This is a genomic window from Amycolatopsis sp. lyj-109 (genome assembly GCF_046548995.1).
GTDB lineage: Bacteria > Actinomycetota > Actinomycetes > Mycobacteriales > Pseudonocardiaceae > Amycolatopsis.
Genome location: NZ_JAJPWR010000005.1, coordinates 50,251 through 63,700 on the forward strand (window position 1 = coordinate 50,251; position 13,450 = coordinate 63,700).

Genomic DNA, 13,450 nt, shown 5'->3' on the forward strand with positions numbered 1-13,450 from the left:
TGAACAACGAGGAAAAGCTCCGCGACTACCTCAAGCGAGCGACGGTCGACCTGCGCGAGAGCCGCCAGCGGGTCCAGGAGCTGGAAGAGCGCGCGCACGAGCCGATCGCGATCGTCGGCATGGCCTGCCGGCTGCCGGGCGGGGTCGCCTCTCCGGAAGACTTCTGGGAGCTGGTGAACGCCGGGCGCGACGCGGTCGGCACCTTCCCCGAAGGCCGTGGCTGGGACCTGGAAAAGCTCTATGACCCCGACCCCGACCGGCTGGGGACCTCCTACACCCGGGAAGGGGGGTTCCTGTACGACGCGGACCGGTTCGACGCCGAGTTCTTCGGCATCAGCCCGCGTGAGGCGGCGGCGATGGATCCCCAGCAGCGGTTGCTGCTGGAGACGGCGTGGGAGGCCTTCGAGTACGCGGGAATCGACCCGACCGCGCTGAGGGGCACCCGGACCGGGGTGTACGCGGGCGTCATGTACGACGACTACGGTTCCCGGATCCCTCAGGCGCCCGAGGACTTCGAGGGCTACCTGCTGACCGGGAGCGCGGGCAGCATCGCGTCCGGCCGGGTGGCCTACACCTTCGGGCTGGAAGGGCCGGCGGTGACGGTCGACACGGCCTGTTCGTCTTCGCTGGTGGCGCTGCACCTTGCCGCGCAGTCGCTGCGGCAGGGCGAGTGCTCGATGGCCCTCGCCGGCGGGGTGACGGTGATGGCGACCCCGGGCACGTTCGTCGAGTTTTCCCGGCAGCGCGGGTTGGCGCCGGACGGGCGGTGCAAGGCGTTCTCGTCGTCGGCGGACGGTACGGGCTGGGCCGAGGGCGTCGGCGTCCTCGTGCTGGAGCGGCTGTCGGACGCGCAGCGCGGCGGGCATCGGGTGCTGGCCGTGGTCCGCGGCAGCGCCATCAACCAGGACGGCGCGAGCAGCCAGCTGACCGCGCCGAACGGGCCCGCGCAGGAGCGGGTCATCCGGGCCGCGCTGGCGAATGCGCGGCTGGCGGCGTCCGATGTGGACGCTGTGGAGGCGCACGGCACGGGCACGCGGCTGGGTGACCCGATCGAGGCGCAGGCACTGGTGTCCGCGTACGGCCGGGGCCGTGGGGACGGCAACCCGTTGTGGCTGGGGTCGGTCAAGTCGAACATCGGGCACACGCAGGCGGCGGCGGGTGTCGCGGGCGTGATCAAGATGGTCATGGCGATGCGCAACGGCGTCATGCCTTCGACGTTGCACGTCGCCGAGCCGACGTCCGAGGTCGATTGGTCGGCGGGCGCGGTGGAGTTGCTGACGCAGGCGCGGGAGTGGCCGGAGCCGGATCGTCCGCGTCGCGCGGGTGTGTCGTCCTTCGGGATCAGCGGGACCAACGCGCACGTGATCCTCGAAGAGGCGCCTCGCGAACGCGCTGACGTCGTCGAGCACCGGCCGGAATCCGGCGCGCCGGCACCGTGGTTGCTTTCGGCCAAGACGGAGACCGCGCTCCGGGCCCAGGCGAGCCGGCTGCTGGCCTGGCTCACCGCCCACCCCGAGGTGGCCGACGCCGATGTCGCCGCCGCCCTGACCGGCGCGCGCGCTCAGCTGGGCCGGCGCGGTGCGGTGCTCGGCGCCGACCGGGCCGGTCTGCTCGCCGGCCTCACGGCTCTGGCCGCGGGTTCGGACTCCGCGCATGTCGTGTCGGGTGCCGCCATCACCGGCGAGACGGCCTTCCTGTTCACCGGTCAAGGCGCGCAGCGGGCCGGGATGGGCGCCGGGCTGGCCGCCGCGTTCCCGGTGTTCGCCGCCGCCCTCGACCAGGTGTGCGTGGAATTCGATGCCCTGCTGGGGGTTTCGCTGCGCGAGGTGATGTCCGGCGAGACCGGTGGCCGGCTCGACCGGACCGAATTCACGCAGCCCGCGCTGTTCGCGTTCGAGGTGGCGCAGTACCGCCTCTTGGAATCGTTCGGCGTGACCCCGGACGTGGTGGCCGGGCATTCGATCGGTGAGCTGGCCGCGGCCCACGTGGCCGGGGTGTGGTCGACGGCCGACGCGTGCCGGCTCGTGGCCGCCCGCGGCCGGTTGATGGGGGCGCTGCCGGCCGGGGGCGCGATGCTCGCCGCCGCGGTGCCGGAGGAGCGGGCGCGAGAACTGATCGCGGCCGGGACGGTCTCGCTGGCGGCCGTGAACGCGCCCGCGGCGACGGTGTTCTCGGGCGAGACGGCGGCGATCGCCGCACTGGAGCAGCGACTGGTGGCCGAGGGCGTGAAGACGACCCGGCTGACGGTCTCGCACGCCTTCCATTCGGCGTTGATGGAGCCGATGCTCGCCGAGTACGAGCAGGTCGCCACCTCGGTGACGTACCGGGCGCCGCGCATTGCCGTGTGCTCCACGGTGTCCGGTGCGCCGATCGGTGACGAGCTGCTGACGCCGCGGTACTGGGTGCGGCAGGTGCGCGAGGCCGTGCGGTTCGCCCCGGCGGTGCGGTCGCTCACCGACGCCGGCGTGCGCCGGTTCGTCGAGGTGGGTCCGGACGCGGTACTGGCGGCGCTGACCCGCCACACGCTGAGCGACGAAGTGGCGGCCCGCTCGCTGGTCGTCGCGGCGTCCCGGCGCAAGCTCGACGAGGTGGACCGGTTCCTGCGGTTGCTCGCCGCCGTCCACTGCTCGGGCGTGGCCGTCGACTGGACGCCGCTGTCGGCCGGACGACCGACAGCCCACCTCGACCTGCCCGGCTACGCCTTCCAGCGCCGCAGCTACTGGGTGCAGCCCGGCGACGGTGCGCTCGGCGACCTGGGCCGCGCCGGCCTCGTCGCGCTCGACCACCCCATGCTGCGCGTCGGCGCGCCGCTCGCCGGCCGGGACGAATGGCTGTTCAGCGGCCGGCTTTCCACCACCGGCCAGCCGTGGATCGCCGACCACACGGCCTTCGGGACGATCCTGCTGCCCGGCACCGGGTTCGTGGATCTCGCGCTGGCCGCGGGCGCCCGGCTGGACCTGCCCGTCGTGGACGAACTGGTGCTGTCGGCGCCGCTGCTGTTCGACGGCGCCGCCGCGGTGGACGTGCAGGTCTCGGTGACCGAGCCCGACCACACCGGCCGCCGTCGCCTGTCGATCCACTCGCGTGCCGTCGCCGGCACCGCGCAGCCCGAGCCGGAGTGGACGCTGCACGCCACCGGCACCCTCGCCCCGGCCGACGACGTGCCGCCGGACTGGACCGGCTCCACCTGGCCGCCGGCCGACGGCACGCCGATCGACGGAACGCGGCTGTACGACCGGCTCGCCGAACTGGGATTCGGCTACGGCCCGAGCTTCCAGGGCGTGCGCGCCGCCTGGGCCGGTGGTGACGACGTGTTCGCCGAAGTGACCCTGGCCGAGCGGACGGCGGGCTTCGGGGTGCACCCGGCGCTGCTGGACGCGATCTTCCACGCCGCCCTCGACGGACTCGCCGGTGACCTGCCCGACGACAAGCTGCCGCTTCCGTTCTCCTTCACCGGAGTCCGGGTGTTCCGGCCGGGCGCCTCCGCGGTCCGGGCCCGGATCGGCCGGCTGGGTTCCGGGAAGGTGCGCATCGACGCCTGCGACGACACCGGCGCCGCGGTGCTGTCGATCGACGCCGTGCTCGCCCGCCCCGCGGACGCGCGCGCTCTCGCCGGTGCCCGCAGCCCGCTCTACGCCCTCGACTGGACGCCGGTGACGGTCTCCGCGGTGCCGGACCGGCACCTGGTGGCACTGGGCCGCCCGGTCGCCGGGTGCGCCGAGACGTTCGCGGATGCCGCGGCGTTCGCCACGGGCGAGGGCCACCACGGCTCGATTGTCGTCTGGTCGCCCGAAACCGCGGACGGCGACGACGTCCCCGCGGCCATCCGCACCGCCGTGCACGACGCCCTCGCGGTGCTGCGCGGCTGGCTCGCCGAACCGGGCAGCGCCGGTTCGACGCTGATCGTGCTGACCCGCAACGGCGCAGGTCTGCCCGGCGAGACGCCGGACCCCGCGGCCGCGGCCGTCCGCGGCCTGGTGCGCAGCGCGCAGTCGGAACACCCGGGGCGCATCGTGAACGTCGACCTCGCCCCCGACCTCGCCGACACGGACGTCGCGGACCTGCCCCGGCGGATCGCCGCCGCGGCCGCCACGGACGAGCCGCAGCTCGCGCTCCGCGACGGCGGCACGCTGGCACCGCGGCTGATCCGGTCGGCCACCGGCGATCCGACCGGCAGCACCTTCGGCGACGGCACGGTCCTGATCACCGGCGGCACCGGCGGCTTGGGTGCCGTCACCGCGCGCCACCTGGTGACCCGGCACGGGGTGCGCAGGCTGCTGCTCGTCTCGCGCCGCGGGTCCGCGGCGCCGGGCGTCGAGGACCTGGTCACCGAGCTGACCGCGCTGGGCGCCGAGGTCCGCGTCGCCGCGTGCGACGTCAGCGAGCGCGCCGAGGTTGCGGCGCTGCTGGAATCCGAACCGCTGACCGCGGTCGTGCACACCGCGGGCGTGGTCGACGACGGCACCATCGAAACCCTGACCGCCGAGCAGGTCGACCGGGTGCTCGCCCCGAAGGTCGATGCCGCCTGGCACCTGCACGAGCTCACCCGCGACCGGGACCTGTCGGCGTTCGTGCTGTTCTCCTCCGCCGGGCCGCTGCTCGGCGGGCAGGGCCAGGGCAACTACGCGGCCGCGAACGCGGGCCTGGACGCGCTCGCCCGGGCGCGCCGCAGCGCCGGTCTGCCCGCGCACGCGCTGGCCTGGGGGCTGTGGAAGCTCGGCATGGCCGAAGCGGTGAACGACCCGGGTGGCGACCACCTGGTGCGCCAGATCCGGGCGCGGCTCGGGTTGTCCCCGATCGAGCCGGACACCGGCATGCAGCTGTTCGACCACGCGCTGGCCACCGGCGAACCGATGCTGATGACCGCGCTGCTCGACACCCCCGCCCTCACCGCGCTGGGCCGGCTCGGCACGCTGCCCGCGGTGCTGCGCGGCCTGATCCACGTGCCGGCGCGCGGCCGGGTCGCCGACAGCCCGTTGCGACGGCGGTTGCTCGACGCCCCCGCCGAGGGGTGGGAGGCGTTGATCCGCGACGAGGTCCGCGCGATCGCCGCCGCGGTCCTCGGCCACGAGTCGGCCGACGCCGTCGACCCGGAAACACCGTTCACGGAACTGGGTTTCGACTCGCTCGGCGGCGTCGAGTTCCGCAACAAGGTGACCGCCGCCACCGGGGTGCAGCTTCCGTCCACGCTGGTGTTCGACTACCCGACCACCGCCGCGGTGGCGGGCTTCCTGCGTACCCGGGTCGACGGATCGGCACCGTCGCGACCGCTCCCGGCCAGGGCCAAGGCCAAGGCCGACGAACCGATCGCAATCGTCGGCATGAGCTGCCGGTATCCTGGCGGCGTCGAGAATCCCGACCAGCTCTGGGAACTGATCGCCGGGCGCGTCGACGCGATCACCCCGATGCCCGGCGACCGCGGCTGGGACCTCGACCGCCTGTACGACGCCGAACCCGGCAAGCCGGGCAAGAGCTACACCCGGGAAGGCGGATTCCTGCACACCGCCGGTGATTTCGACGCCGCCTTCTTCGGCATCGGACCCCGTGAGGCGGCGGCGATGGACCCGCAGCAGCGGTTGCTGCTCGAGGCGTCCTGGGAAGCGCTCGAAGACGCCGGTATCGATCCGACGTCCCTGCGGGGCAGCGACACCGGGGTGTACGCGGGCGTGATGTACCAGGACTACGGCCACGTGGCGCGCGAAGCCGCCGACGGTGCCGCGGAAGGCTATCTGGCGACCGGATCGGCCGGCAGCGTCGTCTCCGGCCGGGTGTCCTACGCCCTCGGCCTGGAAGGACCCGCGGTGACGGTGGACACGGCGTGTTCGTCGTCCCTGGTGGCCTTGCACGTGGGGGCCCAGGCCCTGCGTGCCGGGGAGACGTCGCTGGTCCTCGCCGGCGGGGTGACGGTCATGTCGACTCCGCTGCTGTTCCAGGAGTTCTCCCGGCAGCGGGCGCTGGCACCGGACGGGCGCTGCAAGGCGTTCTCCAGTACCGCGGACGGTGTCTCGTGGGCCGAGGGCGTCGGCGTGCTCGCCCTCGAGCGGTTGTCCGACGCGCAGCGGAACGGGCGCCCGGTGCTGGCCGTGCTCCGCGGCAGCGCCGTCAACCAGGACGGGGCCAGCAATGGCTTGACCGCCCCGAACGGCCCGTCCCAGGAGCGGGTGATCGCGCGGGCGCTGGCCAACGCCGGAGTGGCCGCGGCCGAGGTGGACGCGGTGGAGGCGCACGGCACCGGCACTACCCTGGGCGACCCGATCGAGGCGCAGGCACTGATCAACGCCTACGGGCCGGACCGCGCCGAGCCGCTGCGGATCGGGTCGCTGAAGTCGAACATCGGGCATGCGCAGGCGGCCGCCGGGGTCGGCGGCGTGATCAAGATGGTGCAGGCGCTGCGGCACGAGACGTTGCCGCCCACCTTGCACGTCGACGCGCCGTCGCCGCACGTGGAGTGGCCGGCGGGCGCGGTCCGGATCCTGACCGAGGCCGAGCCGTGGCCGGCCGGGGGCCGTCCGCGCCGGGCGGGCGTGTCGTCGTTCGGGATCAGCGGGACCAACGCGCACGTGATCCTCGAAGAGGCGCCCGCGGTCCCGCCGCGGGCGACCGAGGCACCGCGGCCGGCGGTGCTGCCGTTGCTGCTGTCCGCGCGGACGACGGCCGCGCTGCGAACCCAAGCGCGCCGGCTGCACGATGCCCTGCGGGAACGTCCGGAGCTCGACCTGACCGACGTCGCGGTGACGCTGGCGCTGCACCGCGCGCGGCTGGAGCAGCGCGCCGCCGTCGTGGGCCAGGACCGGGAGACGCTGCTGGCGGCCTTGGCACGCCTGGCCGCCGACGAGCCGGAGCCGGGTATTACCGGCCAGCCGGGCACGACCGCGTTCCTGTTCACCGGTCAGGGCGCGCAGCGGATCGGGATGGGCGCCGGGCTGTACCGGGCGTTCCCGGTCTTCGCGGCCGCACTCGACGAGGTGTGCGCGGAATTCGACGCACACCAGGGGCATTCGCTGCGAGACGTGATGTTCGGCGCGACGGCCGAGTCTCTCTTGGACCGCACCGAGTACACCCAGCCCGCGTTGTTCGCGTTCGAGGTGGCGATGTACCGCCTCGTCGAGTCGTGGGGCGTGACGCCGGACGCGGTGGCCGGGCATTCGATCGGCGAGCTGGCCGCGGCGTACGTGGCCGGGGTGTGGTCGTTGCCGGACGCGTGCCGGCTTGTGGCGGCCCGGGGCCGGTTGATGGGGGCGCTGCCTTCCGGGGGGAGCATGCTGGCCGCCGCCGTGCCGGAGGAGCGGGCCGCGGAACTGCTGGCCGAGCCGGCGGCCGCCGCGGTCTCGCTGGCCGCGGTGAACGCGCCCGACGCGGTGGTCTTCTCCGGAGACACCGAGGCGGTGGCGGCGCTCGAGTCGAAGCTGGTGGCCGAGGGCGTCAAGACCAGCAGGCTGCGGGTGAGCCACGCGTTCCACTCCGCCTTGCTGGATCCGATGCTGGCCGAGTTCGCGGAGATCGCCGCGGGCCTGACCTACCACGAGCCACGGATACCGTTGTGCTCCACGGTTTCCGGCGCCTTCGACGGCGGTTCGGTGGCGACGCCCGGGTACTGGGTCCGGCAGGTGCGCGAGGCGGTGCGCTTCGCCCCGGCGGTGCGGGCCCTGCTCGATTCGGGCGTGCGCCTGTTCGTCGAGCTGGGCCCGGACGCGGTGCTGACGGCGATGACCCGCGCCACGCTGGCGGCGGATCCCGCGGCGAGCGCAGCGGTGGTCGCGGGCTCCCGGCGCACGGTCGACGAACCCGAGCAGCTGGTCACCGCGCTGGCGACCGCGCACTGCGCGGGCCGTCCGGTGCGGTGGGCCGACTACTTCGGAGCCCGGCCGCAGGCCCGGATCCCCTTGCCCGCCTATCCCTTCCAGCACGAACGGTTCTGGCTGCGGCCCGCGGAGACCGCGGCGCCGCTCGCCGGTGCCGACTCCGCCGGCCACCCGCTGCTGCACGCCCAGGTGCACCTCGCCGGCAAGGACGAGTGGCTGTTCACCGGCCGGCTCTCGCTGCACACGCACCCGTGGCTCGCCGACCACGTCGTCTCCGGCGCGGTCCTGGTGCCGGGTACCGGATTCGTGGAACTGGCGCTGGCCGCCGGCGCCCGGCTCGACGTGCCGCGCCTGGCGGAACTGGTGCTCGCGGCGCCGCTGGTCCTCACGGCCGAGGGTGCCGCGGACATCCAGCTCGCCGTGGGCGAGCCCGATGCCGACGGGCACCGGACCGTGACCGTCCACGCCCGCACCGCCGACGCCTGGGTGCCGCACGCCCGTGGCTTGCTCACGCCTGCCGTGCCGGCCGCGGCACCGGGCTGGGCGACGACGTGGCCCCCGCTTGCGGGCGAGGGAGTCGACGGGCCGCAGGTGTACCGCGCGCTCGGCGACCTCGGCTTCGGGTACGGCCCGGTGTTCCAGGGTGTGCGCGCGGCGTGGTCGCGTGGCGAGGAAGTGTTCGCCGACCTGGCGCTCGACTCCGAAACCGCGGCGCGCGCCACCGCCTTCGGCGTGCATCCGGCACTGCTGGACGCGGTGTTCCACGCGGCGGTCGGCCGGCTCACCGAGGACGGGCCCGACGGCCGGGTGCCCCTGCCGTTCGCCTTCGGCGGTGTCCAGCTGGCACAGTCCGGCGCGGGTGCCTTGCGCGCCCGCATCGCCCGCGTCGCACCGGACACCTTCCGCGTGGACGCGGTCGACGCGGCCGGTGCCCTGGTGCTGAGCGTGGAGTCGGTGCGGGTCCGCCCGATCGAGCCGCAGGCGCTGGCCCGGCTGCGGGGCGCGGCACCGTTGTTCGACCTCGAGTGGGTCGCCGTGCCCACTGTCTCCCATGCGGGCGCCGGGCGCGTCGTCGTGCTCGGCGACCCGGCGGCCGTCGAGGCCCCCGAGCCACTGGCAAGCTGCGCCGGGCTCGCGGAACTCGCTGTGCTGCCGGAGGTTCCCGACACGGTGGTGTGGCCCGCGCCCCGCGGCACCGGCGCGGCGGACGTCCACGCCGGCGTGCTGGCGACGCTCGCGCTGCTGCAGGGCTGGATCGGCGCCGAACACCCCGGCCGGCTCGCGATCGTGACGCGCACGGCCGCCGGTCTGCCCGGCGAGGAACCCGAGCTGGCCGGCGCTGCCGTGGCGGGCCTGGTGCGCAGCGCCCAGTCCGAGCACCCGGGCCGGTTCCTGCTCATCGACCACGACGGCGACGCCCTGGCGAGCACGTCGCTCGCCGAGGCCGTGGCCCAGGACGAACCGCACCTGGCCGTCCGCGACGGCCGGCTCCTGGCACCGCGGTTGCGGCCGCTGCCCGCCACCGAACCGGGCGGGCCGCGGCCGTTCGGCCACGGCACGGTGCTCATCACCGGCGGCACCGGCGGCATCGGCGCGATCGCCGCCCGGCACCTGGTGACCGCACACGGCGTCCGACGGCTGCTGCTGGCATCGCGGCGCGGTGCCGCCGCGGAGGGCGCCGCCGAACTGGCCGCCGAGCTGACCGGGCTCGGCGCCGACGTCCGGGTCGTGGCGTGCGACGTCACCGAACGTGCGGCAGTCCGGGATCTGCTGGCCGGCATCGACGGCGACGCGCCGCTGAGCGCCGTCATCCACGCGGCGGGCGTCCTGGACGACGGCATGCTCGACACCCTCACCCCCGCGCAGACGACCCGGGTGCTGGCCCCGAAAGCCGACGCGGCACTGCACCTGCACGAGCTGACCCGCGACCTGGACCTCTCGGCGTTCGTGCTGTTCTCGTCCGCGGCCCCGCTGCTCGGCGGGCAGGGACAGGGCAACTACGCCGCCGCGAACAGCGTGCTGGACGCGCTGGCTCGCGTGCGCCGCAGCGCGGGCCTGCCCGCGCACTCGCTGGCCTGGGGGCTGTGGACCGTCGGCATGGCCGGGGTGCTCGGCGGGGACGACGGCGGGCAGCACGCCCGCCGGATCCGGACCCGGCTGGGCCTGGTCCCGATCGACCCGGAGTCCGGGATGGCGTTGTTCGACAACGCACTCGCGACCGATCGGCCGGCCCCGGTGACGGCCCTGCTGGACACCGCGGCGCTCGCCGACCTGGCGCGCGGCGGCACCCTGCCCGCGGTCCTGCGCGGCATGATCCGGGTTCCCACGGCCGTCGCGGGGGCCGGCGTCAGCTTGGCCCAGCAGTTGGCCGCACTGCCCGACGCCGATCGCGACGGGCTGATCGTGCGCGAGGTGCGCACCGTCGCCGCGGCGGTCCTCGGGCACCGGTCCGGCGACGCGATCGATCCGGACGCGCCGTTCACCGAGCTCGGTTTCGACTCCCTCGGTGCCGTCGAATTCCGGAACCGGCTCGCGCGGCTGACCGGGCTGGCGTTGCCGTCGACGCTGATCTTCGACCACCCGACCGCCGCCGACGTGGCGAAACTGGTGCGCTCACGGATCGAGGAATCCGGAACCGGCGTGGCCGAGCAGGCATCGGCCGGGGTGCGCGGCACGATCACCGACCTGGTGTCGGGGGCGCATCGCCGCGGCGACCTGGCCGGGGCGCTGCCCCTGCTGATCGCGAGTTCGGCGCTGATGACCACCTACCCGGCCGGCGAGGCTGCCGCACAACGCCCCGCTGTGCAGCTCCTGGCCCGCGGTGCCACGGCACCGGCGCTGCTCTGCCTCCCGTCGTTCCTGGCAGGATCGGGCCCGCACCAGTTCGCCCGCCTGGCCCGCGAACTGGGCGGTGAGCGGCAGGTGGGCGCGGTGCGGCTGCCCGGCCTGCGCGCCGGCGACGACCTGCCGGCGACCTGGGCGGCGGCGATCGAGAGCCTCGCCGCGGCCGTCGCCTCGGAACTCGAGCGAAGCCCGGTGGCGCTCATCGGTTATTCGGCCGGCGGTGCGCTCGCCCACGCGGTCGCCCGGCGGCTCGAAGACGACGGCGTCGAGCTCGCGGGCGTCGCGATGATCGACACCTACGCCCCGGAAGACCTCGAACTCAACCGTCTCGTGCTCACCGACGCGCTGGGGCAGATCCTGTCCCGCGACAACGCACTGACCCCCGTCGACGACCACGGCCTGGTCGCCATGGGCGGCTACGTGCGGATATTCCCCGAGCGCGCGGCCGAGCCGATCGCCGCGCCGACGCTGAACCTGCGGGCCACCGTGACGTTGAGCGGCTTCGGAGCCACCGACCCCGTCCCCGCCTGGCAACACCGGGGACCGGTCGAGCGCATCGAGGCCGATCACTTCTCGATCATCGAGGAACAGGTGGCCGAGACCGCCGCACACCTCCGGCGCTGGCTCGACGCACTCGGCGCCCGGTAACAGCCCGCTGCCGCTCTGCCGCTCTGCCGCACCTGGTCGTGAGTGGTAATTCGGGTTAGAACCCTACTTACCACTCACGACCAGGTGTCTGCGCCGGCAGGGGACGCACCGGCCTCCTCAGCCCATCAGCAACACCGCCCACAACCTCCCCCGGGCGGCCAACTCACCACCCGGAACGGCCAACTCACCACCCGGAGCGGCCAACTCACCACGTGCCGGTGAGTTGGCCGTTCCGGTGTGTGAGTTGGCCGCTGCGAGCGGTGAGTTGGCCGTTCCTGCCCCGGTGACAACATAGGTCGACAGAACCCGACCCCCGGCCACGGCAGGACCGTGTGCTTCTTCGGTCAGCGGAACAGCAGCCGTTGCCGGTAGCCGGGGGTGGTGCGGTCGTAGTAGCGGGGGACCCAGCTGTCGTCGGGCGCGAGGTAGGCGACGTCGCGCGGGTCGTCGCGGAGTTTCTGCTGGAGGTAGCGGAAGTAGAAGTGGGTGAACAGCCGCATGAACTCGCCGAGGTAGATGTCGGCGACCCGGGTGTCGCCGCGGATGACGAGCATGTTCTCGTCGTTTTCGTGGACCGAGGCGTCGCTGAAGTTGCCCGAGCCGGTGATGACCAGCGGGTCGTCGCCGAGCGGGTCGACGAGCATGAACTTCGTGTGGGTGTAGCGGACGTGGAAGTTCAGGCCGGTCAGCTGTTCCTTGGTCCAGCGGTCGAGGATGTCGGTGCTCAGCAGTGAGCCGACGGCGACCTTGACGTCGTTGTCGCGGGTGAATTCGACGTCGCCGCTGTCGGGTGGTTCTTCGAGGACCAGGTAGCGCAGCACGTCGGACTCGGCGGCGATGGCGTCGGCGATCTTGTCGTGCACGCCGAACGCCGCGGTCATGAAGAACGACTTCCCGGCGCGCCCGGCAACGCCGGCGTACCAGTCGATCAGGTCGAGGGTGGTCCTCGGGCTGACCACGAGCGAGACCCCGGCGGTTGGTGGCGTGGCCGGGGTGGGCGTGGCGCCGGTGTTGGCGGCCCGGATCCCGGCGTAGTCCGGGTCGGCGGACAGGCGGGTCCAGTAGTCGAGGTACCGGGCGGCGACCGCGGGGTCGCGGACGAGGTGCCCGACGTTGGACTGGCCGAACAGGCCGCCCCAGGTGACGTTGGTCGAGCCGGTCCAGACGGCCTGCGGTGCGCCGTCGTGCAGCAGGATCAGGAACTTGTTGTGCGAGATGGCGCTGCCGGTCTTGCGGGGGACCATGCACGCTTCGAGCCCGGCGGAGGCGATGGCCGGCTCGGACTGCTGCCAGACCTTGGCGCGTTTCGGATCCGTGCTCGCCCGGCCACGACGGTCGTAGATGATCTTGACGTCGGCCCCGCGGTCGGCGGCGGCCTTCAGCGCGTCGAGGACGGGCGGGTAGGAGAATTCGTAGACCGAGCCGCGCAACGCATACCCGGGCCCGGCGGCCGAGCCGATGAACTCCAGCAGTGCTTCTTCGAGGCCCCGGGACAGCCAGTCGTAGGCGGGGTCGGTGCGATCGCCCGCACGCGGTGGCCGCCCGAACTCCTGCGCGTAGGCCTGGCTGGCGGCGACCCCGCGGTTGAAGTGGACCGCGTGGGTGCCGGTGCCGGCGGGTTCGGTGTGGACGGTGATCGTGACCTCGCGGCGGACCACCAGGTTCTTCGGCGTCCCGTAGAGGGCGACGACGCGGTACTCGTAGTCGTGATCGGGCTCGGCGGTGTAGTCGCCCCACTGGAAGGACTGCAGCGGGTGGTCGCGCAGGCTGACCGAGGTGCCGGGCGGGATCCCGCGTGAGGTCGCCTCGAACACTTTGCGGCCGCGCAGCCAGTAGCGTTCCCGCTTGGCGTGATCGGTGCGTTCGATGGCGAACCCGAGGAGGTTCCTGGTGGCCCGTTTCGGCAGGTCGATCCCGAACAGCACGACGTAGGATCCGGCCACGGCATGGACTTGCAACGAATCGGCAGTAGAGCGGCTCCGCATGGTCGTGCCTCCACCCCCGCCGGTCCCGGGAGGGCCACGGCGCACTTCGTGCCGGTGCCTCCGGAAGGCGGCGAATCCATCCCGGCACTCAAGGGTCGCCAGGGGCATGGCGGTCGTTACGCCCTGACCCCGGATTGCCGGGCGAGCCGGCCGGAGATTGATTGCGGGAGC

General features: G+C 73.8%; 1 protein-coding gene and 1 pseudogene. One reads left to right on the forward strand and one right to left on the reverse strand.

The features are described 5' to 3' along the window. Nucleotides 1-2 precede the first annotated feature (2 nt). Nucleotides 3-11,294, forward strand: a pseudogene (locus ACLJQF_RS12310) (type I polyketide synthase); the annotation flags it as partial. A gap of 344 nt (nucleotides 11,295-11,638) precedes the next feature. Here the strand turns inward: ACLJQF_RS12310 and ACLJQF_RS12315 are convergent. Beyond that, nucleotides 11,639-13,237, reverse strand: coding sequence for a phospholipase D-like domain-containing protein (locus ACLJQF_RS12315; protein ID WP_410608409.1), 1,599 nt, complete (start codon nucleotides 13,235-13,237; stop codon nucleotides 11,639-11,641). Between the last annotated feature and the right edge of the window lie 213 nt (nucleotides 13,238-13,450).